This is a genomic window from Pelomicrobium sp. G1 (assembly GCF_051905455.1).
In the GTDB taxonomy this organism is placed as follows: Bacteria; Pseudomonadota; Gammaproteobacteria; order Burkholderiales; family UBA6910; genus Pelomicrobium.
Genome location: NZ_JBQACR010000001.1, coordinates 133952 through 160773 on the forward strand (window position 1 = coordinate 133952; position 26822 = coordinate 160773).

32 protein-coding genes are annotated in these 26822 nt (G+C 67.5%); 18 read left to right on the plus strand and 14 right to left on the minus strand.

The window, feature by feature from the left end:
- Positions 1–24: 24 nt before the first annotated feature.
- The 5 genes from ACTFO6_RS00670 to ACTFO6_RS00690 form a co-directional block, all read right to left on the minus strand.
- Positions 25–753 (minus strand): haloacid dehalogenase type II, encoded by a 729-nt coding sequence (locus ACTFO6_RS00670; protein WP_439932529.1) that lies wholly within the window; start codon positions 751–753, stop codon positions 25–27.
- A 19-nt stretch (positions 754–772) separates the two neighbouring features.
- The gene (gene folE2, locus ACTFO6_RS00675; RefSeq protein WP_439932530.1) at positions 773–1591 is read right to left on the minus strand and encodes a GTP cyclohydrolase FolE2; all 819 of its coding nucleotides are present in this window, start codon (positions 1589–1591) and stop codon (positions 773–775) included.
- Positions 1592–1652: 61 nt separating this feature from the next.
- Positions 1653–3500, minus strand: coding sequence for a 1-deoxy-D-xylulose-5-phosphate synthase (dxs, locus tag ACTFO6_RS00680; protein ID WP_439932531.1), 1848 nt, complete (start codon positions 3498–3500; stop codon positions 1653–1655).
- Positions 3501–3510: 10 nt separating this feature from the next.
- Complete coding sequence (locus ACTFO6_RS00685) at positions 3511–4413, minus strand: polyprenyl synthetase family protein (RefSeq protein ID WP_439932532.1); 903 nt, start codon at positions 4411–4413, stop codon at positions 3511–3513.
- Positions 4414–4459: 46 nt separating this feature from the next.
- Positions 4460–4729, minus strand: coding sequence for an exodeoxyribonuclease VII small subunit (locus tag ACTFO6_RS00690; RefSeq protein ID WP_439932533.1), 270 nt, complete (start codon positions 4727–4729; stop codon positions 4460–4462).
- A 164-nt stretch (positions 4730–4893) separates the two neighbouring features.
- Between ACTFO6_RS00690 and ACTFO6_RS00695 the strand changes: the two genes are divergently transcribed.
- The 6 genes from ACTFO6_RS00695 to ACTFO6_RS00720 all read left to right on the plus strand — a co-directional run bounded on the left by ACTFO6_RS00695 (position 4894) and on the right by ACTFO6_RS00720 (position 10755).
- Positions 4894–6003, plus strand: a complete 1110-nt coding sequence (locus ACTFO6_RS00695; RefSeq protein WP_439932534.1) for an aromatic ring-hydroxylating oxygenase subunit alpha — start codon at positions 4894–4896, stop codon at positions 6001–6003.
- A gap of 71 nt (positions 6004–6074) precedes the next feature.
- Positions 6075–6470, plus strand: coding sequence for an STAS/SEC14 domain-containing protein (locus ACTFO6_RS00700; protein WP_439932535.1), 396 nt, complete (start codon positions 6075–6077; stop codon positions 6468–6470).
- A gap of 31 nt (positions 6471–6501) precedes the next feature.
- Complete coding sequence (locus ACTFO6_RS00705; RefSeq protein ID WP_439932536.1) at positions 6502–7347, plus strand: sulfurtransferase; 846 nt, start codon at positions 6502–6504, stop codon at positions 7345–7347.
- An 18-nt stretch (positions 7348–7365) separates the two neighbouring features.
- Positions 7366–7758, plus strand: a complete 393-nt coding sequence (locus ACTFO6_RS00710; RefSeq protein WP_439932537.1) for a DUF2784 domain-containing protein — start codon at positions 7366–7368, stop codon at positions 7756–7758.
- A 23-nt stretch (positions 7759–7781) separates the two neighbouring features.
- Entirely contained in the window at positions 7782–9104 is a 1323-nt protein-coding gene (locus ACTFO6_RS00715) for an MFS transporter (RefSeq protein WP_439932538.1), read from the plus strand.
- A 130-nt stretch (positions 9105–9234) separates the two neighbouring features.
- Positions 9235–10755, plus strand: a complete 1521-nt coding sequence (locus ACTFO6_RS00720; RefSeq protein WP_439932539.1) for a hypothetical protein — start codon at positions 9235–9237, stop codon at positions 10753–10755.
- Between the two features lie 17 nt (positions 10756–10772).
- Here ACTFO6_RS00720 and ACTFO6_RS00725 read toward each other — a convergent pair whose 3' ends face one another.
- Entirely contained in the window at positions 10773–11462 is a 690-nt protein-coding gene (locus ACTFO6_RS00725; protein ID WP_439932540.1) for an alpha/beta hydrolase, read from the minus strand.
- Between the two features lie 88 nt (positions 11463–11550).
- Here ACTFO6_RS00725 and ACTFO6_RS00730 point away from each other — a divergent pair, with 88 nt between their 5' ends.
- Positions 11551–12666, plus strand: a complete 1116-nt coding sequence (locus ACTFO6_RS00730) for a transglutaminase-like domain-containing protein (protein WP_439932541.1) — start codon at positions 11551–11553, stop codon at positions 12664–12666.
- A 7-nt stretch (positions 12667–12673) separates the two neighbouring features.
- Here the strand turns inward: ACTFO6_RS00730 and mog are convergent, their stop codons facing one another.
- Both mog and yjgA read right to left on the minus strand, forming a co-directional pair.
- The gene (gene mog / locus ACTFO6_RS00735; RefSeq protein WP_439932542.1) at positions 12674–13267 is read right to left on the minus strand and encodes a molybdopterin adenylyltransferase; all 594 of its coding nucleotides are present in this window, start codon (positions 13265–13267) and stop codon (positions 12674–12676) included.
- 22 nt (positions 13268–13289) lie between these two features.
- The gene (gene yjgA, locus ACTFO6_RS00740) at positions 13290–13820 is read right to left on the minus strand and encodes a ribosome biogenesis factor YjgA (protein WP_439932543.1); all 531 of its coding nucleotides are present in this window, start codon (positions 13818–13820) and stop codon (positions 13290–13292) included.
- 62 nt (positions 13821–13882) lie between these two features.
- Here yjgA and pmbA point away from each other — a divergent pair, with 62 nt between their 5' ends.
- The 3 genes from pmbA (at position 13883) to ACTFO6_RS00755 (ending at position 17051) form a co-directional block, all read left to right on the plus strand.
- A complete protein-coding gene (gene pmbA, locus ACTFO6_RS00745; RefSeq protein WP_439932544.1) occupies positions 13883–15223 on the plus strand; it encodes a metalloprotease PmbA in 1341 nt (446 codons plus the stop codon).
- A 5-nt stretch (positions 15224–15228) separates the two neighbouring features.
- Positions 15229–15852: an arylesterase gene (locus ACTFO6_RS00750; protein WP_439932545.1), complete on the plus strand. Its 624-nt coding sequence runs from the start codon at positions 15229–15231 to the stop codon at positions 15850–15852.
- Positions 15853–15914: 62 nt separating this feature from the next.
- Positions 15915–17051, plus strand: a complete 1137-nt coding sequence (locus tag ACTFO6_RS00755) for a TRAP transporter substrate-binding protein (protein WP_439932546.1) — start codon at positions 15915–15917, stop codon at positions 17049–17051.
- Here ACTFO6_RS00755 and ACTFO6_RS00760 read toward each other — a convergent pair.
- Entirely contained in the window at positions 16993–18318 is a 1326-nt protein-coding gene (locus tag ACTFO6_RS00760) for a TRAP transporter large permease (protein ID WP_439932547.1), read from the minus strand. The genes ACTFO6_RS00755 and ACTFO6_RS00760 overlap by 59 nt on opposite strands.
- Positions 18318–18887: a TRAP transporter small permease subunit gene (locus tag ACTFO6_RS00765; protein WP_439932548.1), complete on the minus strand. Its 570-nt coding sequence runs from the start codon at positions 18885–18887 to the stop codon at positions 18318–18320. Before ACTFO6_RS00765 ends, ACTFO6_RS00760 begins: the two co-directional genes overlap by 1 nt.
- 101 nt (positions 18888–18988) lie before the next feature.
- On the opposite strand from ACTFO6_RS00765, the gene glyA reads away from it, so the two are divergent.
- The 7 genes from glyA to nusB all read left to right on the plus strand — a co-directional run bounded on the left by glyA (position 18989) and on the right by nusB (position 24560).
- Positions 18989–20251 (plus strand): serine hydroxymethyltransferase, encoded by a 1263-nt coding sequence (glyA, locus tag ACTFO6_RS00770; RefSeq protein ID WP_439932549.1) that lies wholly within the window; start codon positions 18989–18991, stop codon positions 20249–20251.
- 61 nt (positions 20252–20312) lie between these two features.
- Complete coding sequence (nrdR, locus tag ACTFO6_RS00775) at positions 20313–20783, plus strand: transcriptional regulator NrdR (protein WP_439932550.1); 471 nt, start codon at positions 20313–20315, stop codon at positions 20781–20783.
- Between the two features lie 4 nt (positions 20784–20787).
- On the plus strand, positions 20788–21906 hold the full coding sequence (gene ribD, locus ACTFO6_RS00780) for a bifunctional diaminohydroxyphosphoribosylaminopyrimidine deaminase/5-amino-6-(5-phosphoribosylamino)uracil reductase RibD (protein ID WP_439932551.1): 1119 nt from the start codon (positions 20788–20790) through the stop codon (positions 21904–21906).
- Positions 21907–21942: 36 nt separating this feature from the next.
- On the plus strand, positions 21943–22533 hold the full coding sequence (locus ACTFO6_RS00785) for a riboflavin synthase (protein ID WP_439932552.1): 591 nt from the start codon (positions 21943–21945) through the stop codon (positions 22531–22533).
- Complete coding sequence (ribBA, locus tag ACTFO6_RS00790) at positions 22530–23648, plus strand: bifunctional 3,4-dihydroxy-2-butanone-4-phosphate synthase/GTP cyclohydrolase II (protein WP_439932553.1); 1119 nt, start codon at positions 22530–22532, stop codon at positions 23646–23648. The genes ACTFO6_RS00785 and ribBA overlap by 4 nt, the downstream gene beginning before the upstream one ends.
- Before the next feature lie 13 nt (positions 23649–23661).
- Entirely contained in the window at positions 23662–24132 is a 471-nt protein-coding gene (gene ribH, locus ACTFO6_RS00795; protein WP_439932554.1) for a 6,7-dimethyl-8-ribityllumazine synthase, read from the plus strand.
- Positions 24129–24560 (plus strand): transcription antitermination factor NusB, encoded by a 432-nt coding sequence (gene nusB, locus ACTFO6_RS00800; protein ID WP_439932555.1) that lies wholly within the window; start codon positions 24129–24131, stop codon positions 24558–24560. The genes ribH and nusB overlap by 4 nt, the downstream gene beginning before the upstream one ends.
- 154 nt (positions 24561–24714) lie before the next feature.
- Here the strand turns inward: nusB and ACTFO6_RS00805 are convergent, their stop codons facing one another.
- A complete protein-coding gene (locus tag ACTFO6_RS00805; protein WP_439932556.1) occupies positions 24715–25593 on the minus strand; it encodes a tape measure protein in 879 nt (292 codons plus the stop codon).
- On the opposite strand from ACTFO6_RS00805, the gene ACTFO6_RS00810 reads away from it, so the two are divergent.
- Positions 25592–25789: a hypothetical protein gene (locus tag ACTFO6_RS00810; RefSeq protein ID WP_439932557.1), complete on the plus strand. Its 198-nt coding sequence runs from the start codon at positions 25592–25594 to the stop codon at positions 25787–25789. The genes ACTFO6_RS00805 and ACTFO6_RS00810 overlap by 2 nt on opposite strands.
- Positions 25790–25927: 138 nt before the next feature.
- Here the strand turns inward: ACTFO6_RS00810 and ACTFO6_RS00815 are convergent, their stop codons facing one another.
- Genes ACTFO6_RS00815 through ACTFO6_RS00825 form a run of 3 tightly spaced genes read right to left on the minus strand, consistent with a single transcriptional unit; the run spans position 25928 to position 26665 of the window.
- Complete coding sequence (locus ACTFO6_RS00815) at positions 25928–26284, minus strand: DUF2513 domain-containing protein (RefSeq protein WP_439932558.1); 357 nt, start codon at positions 26282–26284, stop codon at positions 25928–25930.
- Positions 26274–26423: a hypothetical protein gene (locus ACTFO6_RS00820; RefSeq protein WP_439932559.1), complete on the minus strand. Its 150-nt coding sequence runs from the start codon at positions 26421–26423 to the stop codon at positions 26274–26276. Before ACTFO6_RS00820 ends, ACTFO6_RS00815 begins: the two co-directional genes overlap by 11 nt.
- A gap of 5 nt (positions 26424–26428) precedes the next feature.
- Positions 26429–26665, minus strand: a complete 237-nt coding sequence (locus tag ACTFO6_RS00825; protein ID WP_439932560.1) for a hypothetical protein — start codon at positions 26663–26665, stop codon at positions 26429–26431.
- Positions 26666–26822: the final 157 nt, after the last annotated feature.

Consider the following 26822-nt stretch of genomic DNA (forward strand, 5'->3'; position numbering starts at 1 on the left):
TGGATACTTCCCCGGGTCTTGCCCTCAGGCTCCCAGCCGCTCCGCCAGCTCCTCCAGGCTGTCCACCACCAGGTCGAACACGGGCTCCGGGGTCAGATCCTTCTTCCCCGGATCCCCGTATTCCAGGGGCCGCCGCACGAAGGCCGTACGCATGCCCACGGCGTGGGCGGCCCGCAGATCGTCCTGGTGGGCCGCCACCATCATGACCTGATGGGGCTTTAAGCTCAGCATGTCGATGGTACCCAGGTAGACCTCTGGGTCGCGCTTGTAGCGCCGGAAGATTTCGGAGGAGAAAATGCAGTCCCAAGGCAACCCGGCGCGCCTGGCCATGTCCACCAGCAGCCGCACGTTGCCGTTGGAGAGCGTGGCGACGATGTAGCGTTTCTTCAGCCGGCGCAGTCCCTTGGCTGCGTCCGGCCAGGGATCGAGCCGGTGCCACGCTAGATTGAGCTGGGCCTTCTCCTCCTCGGTGAAGGAGCCGATGCCGAACTCCTGCAGCGTTTCCTCGAGGGCCATCCGGTGCAGGTCGTCGATCTTGGTCCAGGGCAGCTCCCCGCGTCGCACCCGGTCCATGGAAGGCGCATATTTGGCGCGCCAGGCGTTGGCGAAGGCGCTCCAGTCCACTTTAAGGCGGCGGCCGCGGGCGAGCCGCCGGCCGTCCCGCACCACGCCGCCGTGCCAGTCGACGACGGTGCCGAATACGTCGAAGGTGAGAGCCTGGAGGGAGGCTGGATCGAAGGGGAGAGCGTCCACGCTTCCGGCGGATCCGGGGTCAGAGGAGCCCGCCGGGGACTTTCTTGTCGCGCTCGATCAGCGCGTAGGCGGAGTGGTTGTGGATCGACTCGAAGTTCTCGGACTCCACCACGTAGGCGAGGATGCGCGGATCCCGGTTAAGGACGCCCGCCACGTCGCGCACCATGTCCTCCACGAACTTCGGGTTGTTGTAGGCTTTTTCCGTCACGTACTTCTCGTCGGGGCGCTTGAGCAGGCCGTAGAGCTCGCAGGAGGCCTGGTCTTCCACGATGCGCACTAGCTCCTCGATCCACACGAACCCCTTGGTGTGGGCGGTGACAGTCACGTGGGAGCGCTGGTTGTGGGCGCCATAATCGGAGATCTTTTTCGAGCACGGGCAAAGGCTGGTGACCGGCACTACCACCTTCATGGCGAAGCGGTACTCGTCGCGGTGGATCTCTCCTGTGAAGGTGACGTCGTAGTCCATCAGGCTCTGCACCCCGGAGACGGGCGCGGACTTGTTGATGAAGTAGGGAAAGCTCATCTCGATATGGCCGGCTTCCGCCTCCAGCCGGCGCACCATCCTGCGCAGCATAGACTCGAAGGATTCCACCGAGATTTCTCGCTCCTGGCCGTGCAAAATCTCGACGAAGCGGGACATGTGGGTGCCCTTGAAGTTGTGGGGCAGGTGCACGTACATGTTGAAGGTGGCCACGGTGTGCTGCACCCCGCCGCTCTTATCGGCGACCCGCACCGGGTGGCGGATTCCTTTGATGCCCACCCGGTCGATGGCAAGGTGCCGCGAGTCCGGGCTGCTCTGGACATCGGGCATCAACGGAAATTCGGCTTTGCGGTTCATGGAACGGGCTTTCTCTAAGGAGAACGGCAATATTATACCGGCCGGGTAATTTCTGAGTAAACTACTCGGGTAATTGCTGCCGCACGGTGGCCACGATCCCTTCCCCGTCGAGACCCAAGCCTTTGAGCAGTTGGGCGGGGTTGCCATGGTCGATGAATCGGTCCGGGAGCCCGAGCTGGAGCACGGGAACCCCCACTCCATGGCGCGCCAGGCACTCCAGCACCGCGCTGCCCGCGCCCCCGGCGATGGCGTTTTCCTCCACCGTCACCAGCAGCTCGTGGGAGGCGGCCAGTTCCAGGACCAGGGCTTCGTCCAGGGGCTTCACGAAGCGCATGTTGGCCGCTGTCGCGTCCAGCGCCTGGGCTGCCTCCAGGCTGGGCGCCAGCATGGCGCCGAAGGCAAGCAGGGCCACCCGCCGGCCCCGGCGCCGGACCTCGCCCTTGCCGATGGGAAGGCTGCGCATCTCCTTTTCCACCGGCACGCCCGGGCCGCTGCCCCGCGGGTAGCGCACCGCCGTGGGCGTGTCCATCTGAAACGCGGTGTAGAGCATGCGCCGGCACTCGTTTTCGTCGGCCGGCGCCATCACGGTCATGTTGGGGATGCAGCGCAGGTAGGTGAGGTCGAAGGCCCCGTTGTGGGTGGCCCCATCCCCGCCCACGAGCCCGCCCCGGTCGATGGCGAAGACCACTGGCAGGTTCTGGATCGCCACGTCGTGGATCAACTGGTCGTAGGCCCGCTGCAGGAAAGTGGAATAGATGGCCACCACGGGCTTGAGCCCCTCGCAGGCGAGCCCCGCGGCAAAAGTGACGGCGTGCTGCTCGGCGATGCCCACGTCGAAGTAGCGGTCGGGGAAGAGCTCCGAGAACCGCACCAGCCCAGAACCCTCCCGCATCGCCGGAGTGATGGCCACCAGGCGGGAGTCGGCCGCCGCCATGTCGCACAGCCAGTCGCCGAAAACCTGAGTGTAGGTGGGGGATCCCCCGCCTTTGGCCGACTGGATGCCCTGGGCCGGGTCGAATTTGCTCACCCCGTGGTACAGAATAGGATTGTCCTCTGCCAGCTTGTAGCCGGCTCCCTTGCGGGTCACGATGTGCAGGAACTGGGGACCCTCCAGGCGCTTGATGTTGTCCAGGGTCTCGATCAGGGTGTCCAGGTCGTGGCCGTCGATGGGGCCGATGTAGTTGAAGCCCAGCTCCTCGAACAGGGTACCGGGCATCACCATGCCCTTCATGTGCTCCTCGGCCTTTTTGGCCAGCTCCAGCACGGGGGGCAGCTTCTCCAGCATCCTGCGCCCCGCCTCCCTGGCCTGGTGGTAGAAGCGGCTGGAGAGCAGGCGCACTAGGTACCGGTTCATGGCGCCCACGTTCTCCGAGATGGACATTTCGTTGTCGTTGAGGATCACCAGGAGGTTGGCGTCCATGGCCCCGGCGTTGTTGAGCGCCTCGTAGGCCATGCCCGCCGTCATGGCGCCGTCGCCGATCACCGCCACCACGTGGCGCTTCACCCCGGCCCGCTGGGCCGCCACCGCCATGCCCAGGGCGGCGCTGATGGAGGTGCTGGAGTGGGCGGTGCCGAAGGTGTCGTAGACGCTCTCGCTGCGGCGCGGAAAGCCCGAGGGCCCGCCTTCCATGCGCAGGCGGTCCATGAGGGTGCGCCGCCCGGTCAGGATCTTGTGGCCGTAGGTCTGGTGGCCCACGTCCCATACCAGGCGGTCGTGGGGCGTATCGAACACGTAATGCAGGGCGATGGTGAGCTCCACTGTGCCCAGGTTGGAGGAGAGGTGGCCGCCGGTGCGACTCACGAGTTGGATCAGATATTCCCGCAGCTCCTGCGCCAGGACATGGAGATCCTGGCGCGACAGGGCGCGCAGGTCCTTGGGGTCGTTGACGCTCTTCAGCAACTCGAACATGGGAGAAAGGTCAGAACTCGCGGCCCACGATGTACTCGGCGATCTCCCGCAGCCGCCGGGCCCGCTCGCCGAAGGGGGCGAGGCTTTCCACCGCCTCCCGCTTCAGCTCCAGGGCCATGGCCCGGGCGGCCTCCACCCCCACCGTGGACACGTAGGTGGGCTTGCCCTGGCGGGCGTCCTTGCCGGCGGTCTTGCCCAGGGTGGCGGTGGTGGACTGGGCGTCGAGCACGTCGTCGACCACCTGGAAAGCGAGGCCGATGCGCTTGGCGAAGTGGTCCAGCCGGTCCATGTCCTTGGAAGAAAGCGCCCGGCCGCAGTTCGCTCCCAGGATCACGGAAGCCCGGATCAGCGCCCCGGTCTTGTGGATGTGCATGAATTCCAGCTCGGGGAGCGTCAGGGTTTTACCGGTGGCTTCCAGGTCGATGGCTTGGCCGCCCGCCATGCCCCGGGAGCCGGCCGCCCGGGCCAGGTGCTCCAGCATCTTGAGCTGGGTCTGGGGGGAATCGGCCACTCGGTATTCGGCCAGGAGCTGGAACGCCAAGCTCTGGAGGCTATCGCCCGCGAGGAGGGCGGTGGCTTCGTCGTACTCCACGTGGCAGGTGGGCTTTCCCCGGCGCAGGACATCGTCGTCCATACAGGGCAGGTCATCGTGCACCAACGAATAGACGTGGATCAGCTCCAAGGCAGCCGCAGCGGTGCTCAGACGCTCCAGGTCGGCCCCGCTCACCTCGCCTGCGGCGTAGCACAGGAGCGGTCGCACCCGCTTGCCGCCTCCCAGAACCGCGTAGCGCATGGCCTGGTGCAGCCGCTGGGGCGCCACCTCCGCCGGCGGCAGCAACCGGTTCAAGGCCTCTTCCACCAGGGCCTGGCGGCTGCGCGCCCAGGACTGGAAATCGCTGTTCGTTCCGGGCATGGCCAAAACTCGAGTTCGTTCGGACCCGCGGGCGAGGCGCGGGCGGTTAGCGGGAGTCGTCCACTTGGAAGTCTTGCAGCGTGCCGGCTTCCAGCATACGCACTTGCTGCTGGGCGTCCTTGAGCCGAGCCTGGCAATACTGCAGCAGCTCGGTCCCGCGCTTGTACGCCGCCAAGGACTCTTCCAGGGATATCTGGCCCTCTTCCATGCGGGCCACGATCGCTTCCAGCTCGGCGAGGGCCGCTTCGAAGCTGGCTGGCGCCGTCCCTTGGACTGGGGGCTCGGTCGCGGCCGGGCGGTCGGGGGGCTGAGCCATCGGGAGGTTCACACGAAGTTGCAAACATAGCCTACACGGGATCGTCCGGTCAACGAAGCCGCGGACGGCGCTTCGGGATGGCCGCTCCCGGCAGGCGCGCCAGGGGCGGGCATTTTGGTTACCATGGCGCTTTTCGAGTCTTCTCCACGGAGGATTCGTCCCCCATGAGCGACATCTCCAACTTGGACGAACTCGCCAAGAGCACCCGACCCCTACCCATGGCCTGGTACTTCGATCCGGGGATGTTCGAACTGGAGCGCCGCCTCCTGTTCGACCAGGGCCCCGGGTACGTGGGCCACGAGCTGATGGTGCCTAATCCCGGCGATTACCTCACCTTGGAGTGGATGGGCCACGCCAAAATGCTGGTGCGAAACGAACGGGGCGTGGAGCTCATGTCCAACGTCTGTCGCCACCGCCAGGGCCTGTTGCTGGAGGGCCGGGGCCACGCCCGCCACATCGTCTGCCCCCTGCACCGCTGGACCTACGCCCTGGACGGAACGCTGCTGGGGGCGCCGGAATTCGCCCCCACGCCTTGCGCATCGCTGCCCAAGACCCCCTTGAAGCGCTGGAACGGGATGCTTTTCGCCGGGTCCCGGGACCCGGCCGAAGATCTCGAGGGCTTCAGCGCGGCAGCCGATTACGACTTCAGCGGCTATGTCTACGACCGCACCGTGATCGACGAGTGCCCCTTCAACTGGAAGACGTTTCTCGAAATCTACCTGGAGCTCTACCACGTGGAACCGTTCCATCCGGGCCTGCGGGACTTCGTCGACGCGGGCAACTTCCGCTGGGAGTTCGGGCCGCGCTGGTCGATCCAGTACATGGGCGTGAAGAACCAGTTGCAGAAGACCGGCTCGCCCAAATACGCCCGCTATCGCGACGCGCTGCTGCGCTACACCGGGGGCGAGATGCCCAAGTACGGGACGCTATGGGCCATCTACTACCCCAACGTCATGATGGAATGGTATCCCCACTGCCTGGTGGTGAGCACCCTGGTTCCGCGCTCGCCCGATCACACCACCAACGTGGTGGAATTCTACTATCCCGAGGACGTGGCCTATTTCGAGACCGAGCTCAAGGAGGCCCACCAAGCGGCCTACCTGGAGTCGGCAGCCGAGGACGCCCAGATCTGCACCCTCCTGCACCGGGGGCGCAAGGCCCTGTACGAGCAGGGCCAGGACGACGCAGGGCCGTACCAGTCGCCGCTGGAGGACGGCATGATTCATCTGCACGAGTTCCTGCGGCGGGAGCTGGAACCGGCCCTAAAGAAGTAGGCGGTAGGCGGCGGAGGTTTGCCGGTGCGACAGGTCTTCCATAAACTTGGCCCCATGCGAGGGGATGCCCCATGATCACCATCGAGCAGTCCGACAGCTTGGTCAACGTGGCGGTGCTGGGCGAGTTCACCTTGGCCGACTTCAAGGAGCTCGAGGAGCACCTGCTCTACGAGATCAAGTTCCACGGGCAGGCGAACCTCCTGCTCGACCTGCGGGACATGGTGCGTTATACCTTGGACGTGGCGTGGGAGGAGGTGAAGTTCTCCCGGGACCACGCCCGCGACTTTGGCCGCATCGCCATCGTGACCTCGAACCAGTGGATCGCCTGGAGCGCCTGGCTGCAGCGGCTGTTCGTGGACGCCGACATCCGGGTATTCGACGATTACGACGCGGCCTACGCCTGGGTGACGGAAGGCGGTGCGGCGGAAGGGGAGGCACCGGGGACCGGCGGCGGGGCGGTGCGGTAGAAGGCGACCCGGCCCGCCCAGGAGAAAGCCGATGCCCTACACCACCCTGGTTTCCACCGAGACCCTGGCCCGCCACCTGAACGATCCCGCCTGGATCGCGTTCGACTGCCGCCATGATCTCCTCGATCCGGCGGCGGGGGAGCGGGCCTACGCCGCCGGCCATATCCCGGGGGCCATCCACCTGCACCTGGAGCGAGACCTCTCGGGCGCGAAAACTGGCCGCAACGGCCGGCATCCCTTGCCGGACCCGGAGGCGTTCGCGCAACGCCTGGGCCGTCTGGGGGTGGGCGAGGGGAGGCAGGTGGTGGCCTACGACGGCGGCCCCGGGCCGTTCGCCGCCCGGCTATGGTGGATGCTGCGCTGGATGGGCCACGAGGCTGTGGCGGTGCTGGACGGGGGCTACGCCCGATGGGTGGCCGAGGGAAAGCCCATGAGCACCGAATCGAGGGCCCGGCCGCCGGCGCGCTTCGTGCAGCGCCCGGGCGCGGCGCCGGTGGACGCGGCCTACGTTGAAGCCCACCTGGGGGATCCCGCCGTGCGTCTGCTGGATGCCCGCAGCCCGGAGCGCTTCCGCGGGGAAAACGAAACCCTGGATCCCGTGGCCGGCCATATTCCCGGCGCCGTCAACCGGTACTTCATGGAGAACCTCGGCCCCGATGGACGCTTCAAGCCGGCGGCGGAGCTCAAGCAGGCGTTTTCTTCCCTGCTCCGAGGCGCCGACCCGGGCGCCGTGGTCCACCAGTGCGGCTCCGGGGTGACCGCTTGCCACAACCTGCTCGCCATGGAAGTGGCCGGGCTCGCCGGCTCGAGGCTCTATCCCGGCTCCTGGAGCGAGTGGTGCGCGGATCCCGCCCGGCCGGTGGCCCGCGGCGGCTGATTTTCCCGCGGGGCGGCCATGGACTGGCTCGCCGACCTCATCCTCGTCGTCCATGTCTTGTTCGTGCTGTTCGTGGTGGGCGGGTTGGCCTTCGTCTGGGTCGGCGCCTGGCGGGGCTGGGCCCTCGCTCGCCACTTCTGGTTCCGGGTCACCCACCTGGGTGCGATCCTGTTCGTGGCCAGCGAGGCGCTCCTGGGCGTCCTGTGCCCCCTCACCGTCTGGGAGGACGCCCTGCGGGGACGGGAGACGGAGAAGGGTTTCATCGCCCGGATCCTGCACGCGGTGCTCTACTGGGACGCACCCCCCTGGGTGTTCACCCTACTCTACGTGGGCTTCGCCCTGGTGGTGCTGGCGACCTTCGTCTTGATTCCCCCGGCCCGGAAGCGGAAGGGCGGCACCCCTGTGCCATAATGGCGGGGCGCCGTCGGTCCGCCATGAACCGCACCCCCGAACCCGACGCCTCTCCGCCCGGCCTGACCCTCGCCCCCGGCGTGCGGCCCATCGAGGTCTGGGCCTGGGCCATGTACGACTTCGCCAACTCCGGCTACACCACGGTGGTCATCACCGCGGTGTTCAACGCCTACTTCGTGGCCGTGGTGGCGGAAAACGCCCCCTGGGGGAGCTTCGCCTGGACCGTGAGCCTCGGAATTTCCTATGCGCTCATCATCGCCACGGCGCCCCTGATCGGCGCCCTGGCCGATGCCCGGGCGATGAAAAAGCCCCTCCTGCTCCTCACTACCGCGGGGTGTGTGGCTTTCACGGCGGCCCTGGCCCTGGTGGGCCGAGGCGATCTCGCCCTCGGCGCCGCCCTCGTCATCCTGAGCAACTTCTTCTTCGGCAGCGGCGAGAACCTCATCGCCGCCTTTCTTCCCGAGCTGGCCCGGGGCCGGGCCCTCGGCAAAGTGTCCGGCTGGGGCTGGGCCCTGGGCTACCTGGGGGGACTGACGAGCCTCGGGGCGTGCCTGGGCTACGTGTCCTGGGCGGAGGCTCGGGGGCAGACGCCGGAACAGTTCGTGCCCGTCACCATGGGGATCACCGCTGGCTTGTTCGCCCTGGCGAGCATTCCCACCTTCGCCTTCTTGCGGGAGCGGGCGAGACCCCAGGCGGCGGGCCCCTTGAGCCTCGCCCGGGACAGCCTCGCCCGGCTTCGCCAGACCCTCGCCCGGGCGAGGGATTTCCGCGACTTGGGCTGGTTTCTCCTGTGCGTGGTGTTTTATCAGGCGGGCATCCAGACCGTGGTGGCCCTGGCCGCGGTGTACGCCCAGCAGGCCATGGGGTTCGGCACCCAGGAGACCCTGGTCCTGATCCTGGTGGTGAACGTCACCGCCGCTGCGGGCGCCTTCGCCTTCGGCTACGTCCAGGACCGGATCGGCCACAAGGCGGCCGTAACCCTGATCCTGCTGGGCTGGCTGGCGACCGCGGTGCTCGCCTGGTGGGCCGAGACCCGGAGCTTCTTCTGGGCCGTGGCGAACCTGGCCGGCTTCTGCCTCGGGAGCGCCCAGTCGGCGGGACGGGCCCTAGTAGGTTACCTCAGCCCGGCCACGCGCCGGGCGGAATTCTTCGGTTTATGGGGCCTGGCGGTCAAACTGTCGGCGATCCTGGGCCCCATTACCTACGGAATCATCACTTGGGTCACGGAGGGCGACCACCGGCTCGCCATGCTCTCCATGGGGATTTTTTTCCTGGCGGGCATGGCCGTTCTGGCGCAGGTGGACGTGGAGCGTGGGCGGCGGGCCGCCTTGAGGGAAGCGGTGTAGCGGGCGTCCTCTAAACACCTGACGGACGCTCGGCCCTTTCCCCTTTCCCCTCTCCCGGTGGAAGAGGGGAAAGGGACTGCGGTAAATGGTTTGTCAACCATTTACCGGAAGCTCAATAAGGGAGACGAAGATGCTGAGACGCTTCGGCGGCAAGCCCGATCACCCGATGGCACAGCTCAAGGAAACGCGGCGCATCCTGGCGGAGCTGGCGTCCCGGGATGCCTTCGGAGCCCTAGAGGAAATCACCCACTGGATCCGCTCGGTGGCTGAAACCGAGGGCTTCGGGGCTGGCGAGCGCCTCCAGCGCTATTGCCTCCTGGACGAGGCGGCCCAGAGCCGGGAGCGGCGAATGACCTGGGATTTCCTCGCCGTGGCGGGCACGGGGCCTTTCCAGGAGCACCGCCTGGGAAGCCTCCTCGCCGCGTTCTGGTCCACCCTGGCGCAGGCCTACTGTTCGGCTTTCACCCAGGTCGCTTCCTCGGCCCGAGTGACGCAAAACGCGACGCTGCTGCCCCTTGCCCTCGCCCGGGGTTTTCGCGCCCATGGACAACAGCTCAAATGGGCCCTTATGCGCTATCAAGCCCCCGAGCCCGGGGTGTGGCAAGGGCTTGCGGCGATCTATCTCTTCGGCGAAGGCCGGGGACTGCTGCACACGCCCGTGGAACTCTATCCGGGTGTTCTCCAACCCACCCCGCCCGTGCGGGAACTGCTCAAAGCGCTGATGCTTTGGCTGGCGGCCCCCGATGCCCTCTCCCCCGGTAAGCTGGAGATCGCCGAGCGGCTGGCGGGCTACCTGGCTGAGCACTTCCGCCTGGCCAGGCACGAAGGTGCTACCGTGGTCCACTACTTCGATCTGGAACGTCCCGGGCCGCCGGGGCGGGTGAGCCCTACGGCCCGGGAAAAGCCCCATCGGGTGTTCATCAGCCCGGGGGAGGCCTGGTCCCAACTCCCCCGCCTAGCGGAAAGCGTGGCCCGCAGCGGCGTTCCGCCCGAGGTGGACGGCGGCTTGTCCCTCGACCCGTCCACGGTGATCGACGTTTTGCGGCATTTGGAGCGCCACTGGTCGCCCCAACCGCCCCTGCGCCGCGAGGCTCGCCACCGGACCGCTGTGCCCCTGCGGGTGGTGACCGGGTTCGATCGGATCCTGCAGGCGTTGCACGGGCTCGAAGCGGTCCTTGCCGACAAACTCCAGCGCTGGACCGCAGACAATATCAGCAGCGGCGGCTTCAGCGCCAAAATAGCTCGCAGGGACGGGGAGCGGCTCCAAGTGGGAACCCTGCTCGCCCTCCAGCCGGAGGGAGCCAAGCGCTGGGGGGTGGGGGTGGTGCGCCGGCTGAGCAGGGGGGGGCCTTCCCAGGTGGGGGTGGAGACCCTCGCCCATGGGGTGCTGCTGGTGAGCCTGTCGGTGGAAGGGGGCTCTTTCCCGGCGACCCGGGCGGGCCGGGAAGCCCAGCAGGGCATCCTGCTAGGGGAGGATGCGGTCCGGGACGAGGTCCGGCTGGTGCTCAAGGGGGGGCTGTACGCGCCTGGGCGACGGTTGCTGATGGGCCTGGACGGGGAGGCCCGCCTGCTCGTCCCCGTCGCCCTGGAAGAGCAGGGGGATGAGTTCGACCTAGGCCGCTTCCGGGTGGTGAATAGCGAGGCAGGCTGAGATGCCGGGCTTGAGGGTCAGTCCGCTCCCATCCAGCGGCGCAGCCAGGAGCCGATATCGGCGATCTCTTCCATGCACACGGAATGCTGCATGGGATAGACGCGCCACTCCACCGGGTAGCCCATCGCCACGAGCCGGTCCCGGGAACCCATGGCCAGGGAGAGGGGGATCAGGGGGTCGTAGCTCCCGTGGGCCATGAAAATGGGGACGCGGGCGTTGGCCGGGCTCGCTTCCGCGGAAAGGCTTTCGGCCAACGGCAGATAGGTGGACAGGGCCACGACCCCACCGAGGCGCTCGGGATGGCGCAATCCCGTGTGCAGGGCCATGGCGCCTCCCTGGGAAAATCCTCCCAGCACGATGTGCTCCGGGTCGATCCCCCGGCCCACCTCCCGGGCGATCAGCGCCTCGATGGCCCGCTGGGAGGCGCGCACGCCTTGCGCGTCTTCCCGTTGGGTGAAGCCCGGGGTCAGCACGTCGTACCAGGCCCGCATGACGTAGCCCCCGTTGATGGTCACGGGCTGCAGGGGGGCGTGGGGAAAGATGAAGCGCACCCCGGGCTTAGGGGGCAGTCCCAGCTCTCCCACGATGGGCAAGAAGTCGTGGCCGTCGGCCCCTAGCCCGTGCATCCAGACGACAGCGAAGCGGGGCAGCGGGGCGGTTTCGATCTCGATGGACTCCAGCAGGGGTCCTTCGGCGGCGGAGGTCATGGCGGGAATCCCTTGACGGGGAATGAAACTTGCTAAACTTGGATCGGGGGTCTCGGTCTTGGGAGGAGTTCGCGACAGGGAGGTGCACGTGAATCGCAGAAATTTTATCAGACTCCTCGGCGCCGGTTCCGCGGCGGTGCTGGCTTCGCCCCGGGCCCTGGCGGCCCTGGACGACCTGGGGGCCTGGAACAGCTACCGGCTGAGTTACCACATCGAGCTGCCCGAATCCCCAGCGCCCGCCCGCCTGTGGATTCCGATCCCCTTGCTGGGAGATTCGATCTACCAGCGCAATCAGGGCACGATCTGGTCGGGAAACGCGCAAAAGGTCGATTTCGACCCCTTGAAAGCAACCGCCGTGCCCATGGTCTACGCGGAATGGACCCGCCCGGGTCCCCGCACTCTCGAGGTGAGCACCATCGTGAAGACCCTGGACCGGAAGGTGGATCTGGGCAAGGCCGCGGGCGCCGGGCCGCTTCCTGCGGAGACCCGGGCCTTCCTCGCGGGCACAAGCCTCATCCCGGTGGATGAGGGCACCCGCAAGCTCGCGAAAGAGGCGACCCAGGGGGCGGGTTCCCCCCTGGAGCGGGCCCGGGCCCTCTACGACTGGGTCATCGCCAATGCGGCCTACGATCCCCGGGCGCCCGGGTGCGGTACGGGGAACGTGGCGGCCATGCTCAAGTCCGGGAAACTCGCCGGCCGCTCCGCCGACCTGAGCGCCCTGCTAGCGGCCCTGGCCCGCGCGAGCGGCATTCCCGCCCGGCTCGCCTTCGGCATCGCCCTGGACCGTTCCCGGCTCTCTCCCGCCCTGGGGGCCTACGGGGATGTGAGCCAGGGGCAGGAAGTGCGGGCCGAGCTTTACCTGGCGGGGGCGGGCTGGGTGCCGGTGGACCCGGCCAACGTGGTGCGGGCGGCTTTCGAAAGCGGCCTGCCCGCGACCGATCCCCGTATCGCGGACCTCAAAAACCGCTTCTTCGGGGGGTGGGAGATGAACTGGGTGGTGCTCAACCACTGGGAGCGGTTGTCCCTCAAACCCCAGCCGGCGGCCCTGGGACTTCCTTACTTCGCCTATCCCCACGCCGAGATCGCGGCCAAGCCCCGGGACAGCCTGGATCACCGCAACTTCGTCTACACCGTGCGCTCCGCCCAACTGGTGGGCACGGGCGCCCGGTTCGACGGCATTCCGGGGGTGATGAAGGTGCGCTGAGCGCCTTCTACCCGCTGGGCGGGCGCCGGGCCGACTTGGGCCGGAACGCCTTGACCACTTCCTCGTGGGTCTCGATGTAGGGCCCGCCGATCAAGTCGATGCAGTAGGGCACGGCGGCGAAGATTCCCGGAACGATGACCTCGCCTGCGGAACCCTTCAGTCCTTCCAGGGTTTCCTGGATGGACTTGGGCTGACCGGGCAGGTTGATGATCAGGCAACCCTTGCGGATCACCGCCACCTGGCGGGAAAGGATCGCGGTCGGCACGAACTTCAGGCTGATCTGGCGCATCTGCTCGCCGAAGCCGGGCATGACCCGGTCGGCCACCGCCAGGGTCGCCTCCGGGGTCACGTCCCGGGGCGCGGGCCCCGTGCCCCCGGTGGTGAGGACCAGGTGGCAGCCCTGCTCGTCCACCAGCTCCCGCAGAGTCCCTTCGATGACCGGCTGCTCGTCGGGGATGAGGCGGGTCACGGTGCGCCACGGGGGACTCTTGATGGCGGCGCGAAACCACGCCTCCAGGGCCGGGATGCCCTGGTCCTGGTACACCCCCTGGGAAGCCCGGTCGCTTACCGACACGAGCCCGATCACCAGTTCTTGTGTCATGGCTTTTCGCTCGAAAAGAGGTTCAATCGCCTTTGTCGCTGGCGAGGGGAACCCCGCTCGCCTCGGGCTCGGGAATCAGCCGCTTGAGCTCCTGGAACAGGGAGCGGAACGCCCGCGGCGGCTTGCCCGCTTCCCGCTCCAGCCGGACGTTGCGCGCCAGGGTCCGCAGCCGGCCCGTGTCGGCGGCGGGATACATCCGCTTGATTTCCGTCAGGGCCTGGTCCTCGTTTTCGATGAGCCGGAGCCGCCAGCGCTCCACCATGTGCAGCCAGGCGGTGTGGCGAACGGAGCGTCCCTGCCATACCGCCAGCCGCTCCCGGATCGCAGCTTCGTCCACGCTGCGCATGAGCCGCCCGATGTACTGGATCTGGCGCCGCAGGGCCTCGAAGGAGCGGATGCGTCTGGCTTCCTGCACCGCCTCCAGCAGGGTTTCGGGAAGGCCGAGCTGGGCGAGCTGGGCTTCGCTCAGGCGGGTGAGGGTTTCCCCCAGCGCCTGCAGCTCATGCATGCGCTGCTTCATCCTGGTCTTGCTGATGGTCAAATCCTGGTCCATGAGCGCCCCGGGCCTCCGCTCCGACCTGATATGATATCGAATTTTCCAAGCGCCCTTCTCCCATGAACGAAAGCGGCTTTTCCCACAGCGAGGAGCAGTTGCGGGGGATCGCCCGGGACGCCCTGGAGGCGGCGCGCCGCCAGGGCGCCGGCGCTTGCGAGGTGGAGGTCTCGGTGGGCTACGGCCAGACCGTGACCGTGCGCATGGGGGACGTGGAGACCATCGAGTACAGCCGAGACAAGGGGCTCGGTGTCACCGTCTTCCTGGACAAGCGCCGGGGCCATGCCAGCACTTCCGACCTGGATCCCGAGGCGGTGCGCCAGGCGGTGGAGGCGGCGGTGGCCATCGCCCGCCATACCGCCGCCGACGACTGCGCGGGTCTCGCCGACGAGGATCTCCTCGCCCGGGACATCCCCGACCTGGACTTGTACCATCCCTGGCCCTTGCCCGTGGAGTCGGCCATCGAGCTGGCCAAGACTTGCGAAGACGCCGCCTTCGCCGTGGACAAGGAGATCCGCAACTCGGAAGGGGCCACCGTTTCCATCCAGGCCTCCCGGTTTATCTACGCCAACAGCCTGGGCTTCATGGCAGGCTACCCGGGAACCCGCCACTCGGTGAGTTGCGCGGTGATCGCCGGCCAGGACGAAGGCATGCAGCGGGACTACTGGTACAGCAGCGCCCGCAGCCCGGAGGACCTGGAGCCAGCGGCGGCGGTGGGCCGGCGGGCAGGGGAGCGGGCCGTGGCCCGGCTGGGGGCGCGCCGGCTCCCCACCCGGGAGGCGCCGGTCTTGTTCGAGGCGCCGGTGGCGGCAAGCCTCCTTTCCCACTTCGTGGCGGCGGCGAGCGGAGGCAATCTCTATCGCCGGGCATCCTTCCTCCTGGATCGCCTGGGCGAGCCGGTGTTCGCCCCCTTCGTCCAGATCCGCGAGCGGCCGCACCTGAAGCGGGGGCTTGCGAGCGCCCCCTTCGACGAAGAGGGCGTGGCGACCCGGGACCGGGACGTGGTGAAGGACGGCGTGCTCCAGGGCTACTTCCTCGGCAGCTACTCGGCCCGCAAGCTGGGACTGCGCTCCACCGGCAACGCGGGGGGCAACCACAACCTTCTCCTCGCGGGCGGGCCCCTCGACTTCGCCGGGATGCTGAAGACCCTAGGCACGGGGCTCCTGGTGACGGAGCTCCTGGGCCACGGGGTCAACCTGGTCACCGGCGACTATTCCCGGGGGGCCGCGGGCTTCTGGGTCGAGGGGGGAGAAATCGCCTACCCGGTCCAGGAGATCACCATCGCCGGCAACCTGGCGGACATGTTCCGCGCCATCGTTGCGGTGGGCAACGACGTGGTGGTGCGCGGCTCCAAGCAGTGCGGCACCGTCCTCATCGAGCGCATGACGGTGGCCGGGGAGTGAGCTTCGTGCCGAGTGGTCGCGGGGTCGGCGCATCTTTCGCCCTGGCGCTGTTGCTCATCGTCCTTGCGGCCTGCGGCGAGCCGCGCGCCCGCCTTGCGCCCCTGGCTCCCTCGGACGTGGTCCTGGCCTTCGGCGACAGCCTCACCTTCGGCACCGGTGTCCCCGAAGACCGGAGCTACCCGGCTGTGCTGAGCCGCCTGATCGGGCGGGAAGTGGTGCGCTCTGGCATGCCGGGGGAGACCACCGCCCGCGCCCTGGCGCGGCTTCCCGCGGTGCTGGAGGGGGTGAAGCCCCGGCTGGTGCTCCTGTGCCTGGGAGGCAACGACATGCTGCGCCAGGTGAGGGAAGAGGAGACGGCGGAGAACCTGCGGGCCATGGTGCGCTTGATCCGCGACCAGGGCGCCGACGTGGTGCTGGTGGCGGTGCCGCGCCCGGCGCTGCTGGCCGACCCGCCCCCCTTCTATCGGGACATCGCCCGGGAATTCCGCATCCCCCTGGAGGAGGACGTGGTGAAAGACGTGCTCTACTCCCCGAGGCTCAAGTCGGACGCCATCCACCCCAACGAAGAAGGCTATCGCCGCATGGCGGAGGCCCTCGCCGCCTTGCTCGAGGAAGCGGGGGCCCTGTAAGCCGGCGGCCTCCGGCCAGCTGGGACAGATCGAGGGGCGAGAGCGCCCGCAAGGAGGAAACGATGAAACGACGCTCGTTCATGAAACGCGCAAGTCTCACCCTCGCGGCGGGGGCGCTGGCCGCACCGGCGATCGTCCGGGCCCAGCCCGCGGTGCGCTGGCGGCTCGCTTCCAGCTTTCCCAAGAGCCTGGACACCTTGTTTGGCACCACCGAAGCGTTCTGCAAGCGAGTGGCGGCACTCACCGGAGGCAAGTTCCAGATCCGGCCCTTCGCCGGGGGCGAGATCGTGCCGGGCTTGCAGGTGCTGGACGCCGTCCAGCAGGGCACCGTCGAATGCGGCCACTCGGCGAGCTACTACTACGTGGGCAAGAACAAGGCCTTCGCCTTCGACACGTGTCTGCCCTTCGGGCTGAGCGCCCGGCAACAGAACGCCTGGATGTACCGGGGTGGCGGGCTCGCGGCGTTGCGGGAGCTGTTCCGCGATTACGGCATCATCAACTTCCCGGGCGGCAGCACCGGGGCCCAGATGGCGGGCTGGTTCCGCAGGGAAGTGAAGTCCCTGGCGGACTTGAAGGGCTTAAAGATGCGCATCCCGGGCATCGGCGGCGAGATCATGGCACGGCTGGGGGTGGTGCCCCAGACCCTGGCGGGGGCCGACGTCTATCCAGCCCTGGAGCGGGGCACCATCGACGCCACCGAGTGGGTCGGACCCTACGACGACGAGAAGCTCGGCTTCTACAAGGTGGCCAAGTTCTACTACTACCCCGGGTGGTGGGAGCCGGGACCCCAGGTCTCCTTCTACGTGAACCTCAAGGAATGGGACAAGCTGCCCAAGGACTATCAACAGGCCGTCGAGACAGCGGCCGCGGAAGCCCACCTGCACATGCTAGCCGAGTACGACGCGAAAAATCCTCCGGCTCTCCGGCGACTGCTCAAGCAGGGGGTGCAGTTGCGCGCTTTCCCCGAGGACGTGATGAAGGCGGCACTCAACAGCGCCTTCGAGCTCTACGAGGAAGAGGCGGCCAGGAACCCCGTCTTCGCCAGGATCTACGCCCAGTGGAAGGCGTTTCGCGAGGAGCAGTACCAGTGGTTCAACGTGGCGGAACTTTCCTACGCCAGCTTCGCGTTCCCGCAGAAGCCTAGCGGCCCGCCGGGCCCAGCACGAGCCCCGGGAACGCGATCACCAGGCCCACCATGACGAGCTGGATGAGGACGAAGGGGATCGAGCCCCAATAGATGTCGGTGGTCTTCACCTCTTTCGGCGCCACGCTGCGCAGGTAGAACAGGGCGAAGCCGAAGGGCGGGTGCATGAAGGAGGTCTGCATGTTGACCGAGAGCAGCACGCCGAACCAGACCAGGTCGATTCCCAGCTTCTCGGCCACCGGCGCGAGGAGCGGCACCAGGATGAAGGCGATCTCGAAAAAGTCGAGGAAAAACGCTAACAGGAAGACGATCACGTTGACCACCACCAGGAAGCCCACCACGCCGCCGGGGAGATCCCCCAGGAGGCCCTCGACCCAGAGGTCCCCGTCCACGCCCCGGAAGACCAGGCTGAACACGGTGGAGCCGATCAAGATGAAGATCACGAAGCTAGTGAGCCGGGCGGTGAAATCCATCGCCTGGGTGAGCGTGGGGAGGGAGAGCTTGCCCCGGGCCACGGCGAGCGCCAGGGCGCCCACCGCTCCCATGGCGCCCCCCTCGGTGGGGGTGGCCACGCCGAGGAAGATGGTGCCGAGCACCAGGAAAATGAGGGTGAGGGGCGGCACCAGGGACACCAGGACTCGCCGGGCGAGGACCGGCCCGGGGGCCGTGCGGGTCTCCGGCGGCAGGGCCGGCGCGGCCCGGGGTTTGAGGAGGGTGACCAGCAGCACGTAGGTGAGGTACAGGCCCGCCAGGGCGAGCCCCGGCAGCAGCGCCCCCTCGTACATGTCCCCCACGGACACGCCGAGCTGGTCGGCCATGACGATGAGCACGATGGAGGGAGGGATGATCTGGGCCAGGGTGCCGGAGGCGGCGATCACGCCCGAGGCGAGGGCAGGGGAATAGCCGTAGCGCAACATCACCGGCAGGGAGATGAGCCCCATGGCGATCACGGAAGCGGCCACCACGCCGGTGGTGGCGGCGAGCAGCGCCCCCACGATGACGACGGCATAGGCAAGGCCGCCCTTCAGCCGGCCGAAGAGCTGTCCCATGGTGTCCAACAGGTCCTCGGCCATGCCGGTGCGCTCCAGGATCAGGCCCATGAAGGTGAAGAAGGGGATCGCCAGCAGGGTCTGGTTGGACATGATGCCGAAGATGCGCTCGGGCAGCGCCTGGAGCAGGTCCGGCTTGAAGAAACCGAGTTGGATGCCGATCAGCCCGAACAGCAGCCCGTTGGCCGCCAGGGCGAAGGCCACTGGATAGCCGGTGAGCAGCAGCACCACGAGCCCGCCGAACATGAGCGGGGCCATGAGCTCGAAGGGCATCAGGCGGACTCCCCAGGCGGCCGCCCGGACCCGCCGGCGCTGGGAGGGGCCGCGCGTGGGTCCGGGATTTTCCCCCGCAGGTAGGCGGCGCACTTGATGACTTCGGCCACGCTTTGCAGCGCGAGCAAGGCGAATCCCAGCGGGATCGCCAGCTTGATGGGCCAGCGCGGCAGCCCTCCCGCGTCGGGGGACATTTCCCGGATCTGGAACGAGAGGGCGAAGGAGTGCCAGGAGAACCACAGGATGGCCAGCGCCATGGGCAGCAGCATGAGAAGCCCGCCGACGAGGTCAATCCAGGCCCGGGTCCGGGGGGAGAACCGGGCGAACAGGACGTCGATGCGCACGTGGCCGTCGTGCTTCAGCGTATAGCCGGCGGCGAGCAGGAAGATCAGGGCGTACAGGTACCACTGGAGCTCCAGCGCGGCGTTGGAGCTCGTGTGAAATGCGTAGCGGACGAAGGCGGTGGCGGCGCTCAGCAGGGCGGTGGCAAGCACCAGCCAGCGGACCGCTCGGCCGACCCGCTCGTTCAGCGCGTCGATCAGCCGCGCGAGGCTCAGCCAGTGTCCCATCAGGCGGTTCCTTCTTTCGCGGATCGGAAACAGGGAGGCCGCGGATTTCGACCGCAGGCCGAATGGTAAAATATGCAATTTTGCAATGGCTGGATAGGGCCATGTGGGCTTCCCAACAGAGTCTGGAAGAATTCGACCCCGAGCTCGCCCGGGCCATCGCGGCGGAAGAAGGGCGGCAGGAAAGCCATATCGAGCTGATCGCCTCGGAGAACTACGCGAGCCCCCGGGTGCTGGCGGTCCAGGGGTCGGTGCTCACCAACAAGTATGCCGAAGGCTATCCCGGCAAGCGCTACTACGGTGGCTGCGAGTTCGCGGACGTGATCGAGACGCTCGCCATCGAGCGGGCCAAGACCCTGTTCCACGCCGGCTACGCGAACGTGCAGCCCCACTCGGGTTCCCAGGCCAACGCCGCTGTGTATCTCGCCATGCTCAAGCCAGGGGACGCCATCCTCGGCATGTCCCTTGCCCACGGCGGGCACCTGAGTCACGGGGCGGAGGTCAATTTCAGCGGCCGCACCTTCCGGGCGGTGACCTACGGCGTGCATCCCGAGACGGAAGAGATCGACTACGACGAAGTGGAGCGCCTGGCCGAGGCGCACCGCCCACGGATAATCATCGCCGGGGCATCGGCGTACTCCAGGATCATCGACTGGAAGCGCTTCCGCCAGATCGCCGATCGGGTGGACGCCTACTTCCTGGCCGACATCGCCCACTACGCGGGGCTCATCGCCGCGGGCTTCTATCCGAGTCCCGTGGGCATTGCCCACTTCGTGACCAGCACCACCCACAAGACCTTGCGGGGCCCTCGGGGCGGTCTCATCCTGGCCCAGGCGGAGTTCGCCAAGGTCCTGAACGCGGCCATCTTCCCCGGCATTCAGGGCGGGCCGCTGATGCACGTGGTCGCCGCCAAGGCGGTGGCGTTCAAGGAGGCGGCTACGAAGGAGTTCAAGCTGTACCAGGAGCAGGTGATCGACAACGCCCGGGTGATGGCCAAAGTGCTCCAGGAGCGGGGCTTCCGCATCGTGTCCGGGCGCACCGACTGCCACCTCTTCCTGGTAGACCTGCGCCCCAAAGGGGTGACCGGCAAGCAGGCCGAGGAAGCGCTGGAGCGGGTCGGCATCACGGTCAACAAAAACGCCATCCCCAACGACCCGGAGCGGCCCTTCGTCACCAGCGGCATCCGCATCGGCACGCCGGCGGTCACCACCCGGGGCTTCGAGGAGATCGAATGCGAAGCCCTCGCCAACCTGATCGCCGACGTGCTGGAGGCGCCCGAGGATGAAGGGGTCATCGCCCGGGTGGGGAAAGAGGTTCTGCGCCTGTGCGAACGCTTTCCCGTCTACGGGCGGAAGCGCGAAACATGAAGGCCCGGCCCGTGAACCCTTGCGGGCGCCGCCCGCTTCGTTTCTGACCTTCGTTCCTGACATGAGATGCCCTTTCTGCGGCGGCCCCGACACCCAGGTCGTGGATTCGCGCATGATCGAGGACGGCTACAGCATCCGCCGCCGCCGCCGCTGCCTCGGCTGCGACAAGCGCTTCACCACCTACGAAACCGTGGAGCTGCGTATGCCCACCGTGGTGAAATCGGACGGCAACCGGGCGGAGTTCAGCATGGAGAAGCTGCGCACGGGCTTCATGCGGGCGCTGCACAAGCGTCCGGTGCCGGCGGAGAAGGTGGAAGCCGCGATCAAGAACGTGGTGCAGCGGGTCCTGTCCCTGGGCATGCGGGAGATCCGCTCCCGGCAGATCGGGGAAATGGTGATGGAGGAGCTCTACAAGCTGGACAAGGTGGCCTACATCCGGTTCGCCTCGGTCTATCGCAGCTTCAAGGACGTGGACGATTTCCAGCACGTGATCGCCGAGGTGCGGCGCCCGCGGGCCAAGCGCGGGGCTTGACGTCATGGCCCGCGCCGAGGACTACGGCTTCATGGCCGAGGCCCTGCGCCTGGCCGAGCGGGGGCTTTACACCACGACCCCGAACCCACGGGTCGGCTGCCTGATCGTGAAGGACGGGGAGATCGTCGGCCGAGGGTTCCATGCGCGCGCCGGCGAGCCCCACGCCGAGGCGCTGGCGCTGCGGGAAGCGGGAGAGCGCGCCCGGGGCGCGACCGCGTACGTCAGCCTGGAACCCTGCAGCCACCACGGGCGCACCCCCCCTTGCGCCGACGCCCTGGTGGCGGCGGCGGTGGGACGCGTGGTGGTCGCCATGGAAGATCCTAACCCCCGGGTGGCCGGGCGGGGCCTGGAGCGCCTGCGGCAGGCAGGGATCGCGGTGGAATGCGGCGTGCTGGAAGAGGAGGCGCGCTCGCTCAACATCGGGTTCGTCTCCCGCATGACCCGGGGCCGGCCCTGGGTGCGGATGAAGATCGCGGCGAGCCTGGACGGCAGGACGGCCCTTCCCGACGGCCGGAGCCAGTGGATCACGGGGGAGGCAGCCCGGCGCGACGCCCACCACTGGCGCGCCCGCTCCTGCGCCATCTTGACCGGCATCGGCACCGTACGGGAAGACGATCCCAGGCTCACGGTGCGCCACGTCGAGACGCCCCGCCAGCCCTTGCGGGTGGTGGTGGACAGCCGGCTGGAGACGCCGCAACAGGCCCGCGTGCTGGCGGGCGGCCCGGTCCTGATTGCCTGCGCCCGCGAGGACCGCGAAGCCATGGACCGCTTGCGGGCGAAAGGGGCCGAAATCCTCGTGCTGCCGAACGCTTCGGGGAAAGTGGATCTCCCGGGGCTTTTCCGTGAATTGGGCCGGCGGGGCGTCAACGAGGTGCTGGTGGAGGCGGGGACCAAGCTCAACGGCTCCCTCCTGCGGGAAGCCTTGGTGGACGAGCTCCTGATCTATCTCGCCCCGTGCCTGCTCGGGGATGCCGCCCGGGGCGTGGCGAGCCTTCCGACGCTCGAAGATCTCGCCGCGCGGCTGCGGCTCAAGCTGCGGGACCTGCGGATGGTGGGCGAGGACCTGCGGGTGCTGGCCGAGGTGGCTCCGGGGGAAGTTGGTCTGGCTTCGGCCAGGGAATAAAATGGCGAGTCTTCTTCCTTTGCGTCGGGCTCTCCCATGTTTACCGGCATCGTCGAAGCGGTAGGGCGCATCAAGCACTTGAGCCCGCTGGAAGCGGGCCTGCGGCTTTCCATTGCGCCAGGCGACCTGGATCTTGCCGACATGAAAACCGGCGACAGCGTGGCGGTGAACGGCGTCTGTCTCACCGTGGTGGCTTTGGCCCCCGGGACCCTGACCGTGGATGTGTCGCGGGAAACCCTTTCCTGTACCTGCGGCCTGGATGCGCCGGGCGAGGTCAACCTGGAGAAAGCCCTCAGGCTGGACGACCGCCTGGGCGGTCACCTGGTGACCGGACACGTGGACGGGGTGGGGACCGTCACCCGGTTCGAGCGCGTCGGCGAGTGCCACACTCTGTCGGTGCGCGCGCCGACGGGCCTCGGCCGCTACATCGCACGCAAGGGCTCCATCGCGGTGCACGGCGTGAGCCTCACGGTAAACGAGGTGGCAGGCGACGAGTTCACGGTGAACCTGATCCCCTTCACCCTGGAAGCCACGACGCTCAAGGACCTGGCCCCGGGCGCGCGGGTCAACCTGGAAGTGGACCTGATCGCGCGCTACGTCGAGCGATTGCACTCGTATCAGCCATGACCGAAACGGCCATCAGTCCGATCGAAGACATCATTGCCGACATCCGCGCGGGCCGGATGGTGATCCTGGTGGACGAGGAGGAGCGGGAGAACGAAGGCGACCTCGTGCTCGCCGCCCAGTTCGTGACTCCCGAGGCGATCAACTTCATGGCCAAGCACGGCCGCGGCCTCATCTGCCTGACCCTGACGGAGGAGCGCTGCAAGCAATTGAACCTGCCCCTCATGGTGGCGGCCAACCGCTCCCAGCTCGGCACCAACTTCACCGTTTCTATCGAGGCGGCGACGGGGGTGACGACCGGCATCTCCGCCGCGGACCGGGCCCGTACCGTGCAGGTGGCGGTAGCCCCCGGTGCCCGTCCCGAAGACCTGGTTCAGCCGGGCCACATCTTTCCCCTCATGGCCCAGCGGGGCGGGGTGCTCGTACGCGCTGGCCACACCGAGGCCGGCTGCGACCTGGCTCAGCTCGCAGGGCTGACGCCCGCGGCAGTGATCTGCGAGATCCTCAAGGACGACGGCTCCATGGCGCGGCTGCCCGACCTGATCGAGTTCGCCCGCACCCACGGCCTCAAGATCGGCACCATCGCCGATCTGATCCATTATCGGGCAAGCACGGAAACTTTGGTGGAGCGGCTGCTGGAGCGGCCGCTTACTACCGTGCACGGCCCCTTCCGGCTGGTGGTCTATCGCGACAAAACCTCCGCGGCGACCCATCTCGCACTGGTGAAGGGAAGCATCGAAGGCGACAAGGAGACGCTGGTGCGGGTCCACGAGCCGGTCTCCCTCATCGACCTGCTGGACGTGGGCGGCACGACCCATTCCTGGGGACTCCACCAGGCCATGGCTGCGGTGGCGGCGGCACGCTCCGGCGTCATCGTCCTCCTGCACCGTCCCGAATCTTCCCAGGAGCTATTGGAGCGCACTCGCACGGTCGGAGAGAACGTGCCGCCGCGGGTCAAGTATGACCTGCGCAACTACGGCATCGGCGCCCAGATCCTGCGGGACCTGGGCGTCGGCCGCATGCGGCTTCTCGCGGCGCCGCGCAAGATGCCCAGCATGGTTGGGTTCGGGCTCGAAGTGACCGGCTACTTGCAACCCGAGCGCGGGGATCGGAACTGACCAGGAAAAGGCCATGGCGCGCGACGACAATACCCTAAAACTCGCTCCGGAGCTGGGAGGAGAGGCGCTTCGTGTCGGCATCGTGATGAGCCGATTCAACATCGAAGTCTCAGAAGGGTTGCTCGATGCCTGCACTGCGGAATTGCGCGAGCGCGGCGTTGCGCCGAAGGATGTGCTCATCGTCACGGTGCCAGGCGCGCTGGAGATCCCGGTCGCGCTGCAGAAGCTCGCCCTCACGGGCAAGTACGACGCGCTGATCGCCCTCGGCGCGGTCATTCGCGGCGAGACCTACCATTTCGAGGTGGTGGCCAACGAGTCCGCGTCCGGCATCATGTCGGTGCAGCTCGATACCGGAGTCCCCATCGCCAACGGCGTGCTCACCACCGACAACGAAGACCAGGCGATGCGCCGCACGGCACAGAAAGGGAAGGAAGCCGCGCAGGTGGCGATCGAAATGGCGAATCTACTGCGGCGCATTGTATGAGGACTTCACGCCGACGTGCCCGCGAGTATGCCCTTCAGGCTCTGTACCAGTGGCAGCTCACGGGCTATGACATGGAGTCCATCGCGTCCCAGATGCGGACACAGAAGGATTTCGCTCACGCTGACGCCGCGCTGTTCGAAGCGTTGGTTCACGGCGTCGCGCGCGAAGCGAAAGAGCTGGAGTCGATCTTCCAGCCCCACCTCGACCGGCCGGCGTCCGCCCTCTCGCCCATCGAGCACTGCATCCTGTTGCTCGGCGCTTTCGAGCTCGCCCATCATCCCGAGACCCCTTATCGGGTGGTGATCAACGAAGCCGTAGAGCTTGCCAAAACCTTCGGTGGCACGGAGGGCCACAAGTACGTGAATGGCGTACTCGACCGGGTAGCGGCCCAACTGCGCGCACTCGAAGTGGCAGCGCGTGGCTCCTGAAGGCTCTTCCGCGGATGACGCATTGCGGCCCAAAACGAAGCCTGCGCGTTGACGCGCGGTGGCAACGATGGGCCGATTTGCTCGTGCGCGAGAAAGGCTAAGATCGTACGCGCTGAGGCTTATAGGCGAGTCGACCTCTACGTACGCAGGGAGGTCAGCGACAGATACCTCGTGGTAGCGACCGAGCCAGGCCCCCGCGCGTGTTATCTCGCGCGCCCCTTGCTGTAAGAGCTAGGGACCCCAGCTCTGCCGCGATACCATCGACCATGCGGAGCATGCTGGGCACCGTCTCCGCAGAGCCTGCGCTCGACTGTATTGAACTAAGCGAGACCGGTAAGAAGCGTCCGTTGGGAATCGTGCCGCGCTGGAGCAGTTCAGAAAACGCCTCCGTGGTGATCCCCAGCGAGCGCGCCGCGATTTGCATCGCGCCATAGAGCCGTTCGCCCAGTTGCTGGCGCAGCTCCTCGCTCGAGACCGTGCCTTTGCTGATCATCTGCTGCACAGCGAGCAGCGCGCCCTGCAGCTGATCCTGCGAAAGCCCAAGCACGGTGGAGGCTTCGGCAAGCGCCGTGAACACTTCGCGCGCCTGCTGACCCTCCAGCGCCGTGCCACGCGCGGCGGCGGCGAAGGCGAGCCAGGAGCGCGCCAGCGTCTCCAGCGGCACGCCCAGGCGCTCGGATTCGGCTCGCAGTCGATTCATTTCGCTGGAGGCGGCCTCTGCCGAGCCGAAGACGACGCGCATGGCCGCCTCCAGCGACTCGAATTCGGCGGCCGTGCGGGCGATGCCGCCCACGAGCCCTGCGCCCTGGAAGATCAGGAACGCGCTCTGCGCCAGGCGCTGCATGCTGGCCAGCTGTCGGGAGATCGAATCCATCCCTTCGCCCAGCCTTTCCCTGACAGTACGGCCGGAATCGGCGAGCTTGTCCACCTCGCGGCGCAGGCCGACGATGGAGGCAGCCGCGCGGGCGACCTTGGCCTGCACGCCGTCATCCTGTAGACTGAGCTTGAGCGAGATCGACAGGTTGTTGGCCATGGATCGTAAAAACCTACTTCAGGTGTTCGGCAGCTTGTTCTGGCTGATGGTTATCTTCGCGTTCGTTGGCGGGCAGACGTGGGCCGTGTGGGCGATGACGGCAGCCGCCATTGGCTGGCTTGCGGTCTGGCTTACGCTGCCAGGCGCCGCGAGAGGCGCTCTGCTGGGCATCATCGCCGCCATCATTGGTCGCTGACCTTGGCCACCCACCGCTTCCAGTCCTTTTCTTCCGCCTGCACCGCGCGTCTGGGCCGGCACGATGCTAGGGATCAGTCTCGTGGCCTGGCTCGTCTTCGGGCTCCTCGACATCATCGCGCGTCTCGGCTGACCGCCATCACCCCCCCGCCACGATTCTCCGCGCGCAAGCAAGCACCGCATCGAGCGACAAATCCACAACCCGCTCGGCTAGACGCGTCTTGATCCGATTCCATGCCGTATCGTCTCTGACAGCGGCGAGGAACTCCTGTCCCGCCCAGGTGAGCGCCACGCCGTAACAAACGAACCCTGGGCGCGGCGCATCGGCGTTGCACTGGCCGGCAATCAACCCGGACTGGATAAGCAGCCACAGGTGGTAATTCACCGCGTCCGCCGGCCACTCTGGAAACCGGTCGGCAAAGTACCGGCCGGAAAGATCCGGTGCGGCCTCGATGCGCAAGAGGATCATGCGGATCAGTTCCCAGTCACGTTTCACGGGTCAACTCCCTCACCCATGCCTTCCAGCCCTTCTCCTCCGCCTGAGCGGTTCGGGCCGCGATGGCCTGCGCAAGCTGCGCCTCACGGTCGAGCCGGGCCGCGGCCTCGGAAAAGTCCCGCGCGAGCGTCCAGGGCATGTCCATCACGTCCCGGTAGCCGAAGCCGGCCCGGACGAGCCGGGCGACCCATGCGTGCCACCAGAGCCGATCGCGGCGGCGATGCGGCTGGTGGCCGTCTCGAGGGCGGGCATCACCCGCCGCACGAAAAAATCCGCATGCACCTGCACGAAGCGCGCGACCGGATCCACCAGCACCTCAGGCGTCAGCTCTTCGATCCACGCCCGTTCGGCTCCTGCGCCGAGGGCGGTGGTCTCGATCACACGGTCGGTCTAGCGCATGAGCAAGTCTAGGAAGCCGCCCGTAAACGACTCCCGCGCGATAGGCTCGATAGGGAAAAAGGTTAATTGCTAGGTGTGCGGGCAAGTCGAAAAAATCGACGCAAACCAGCTGCAATGAGGCCGCGGCGATTCGCCGCGG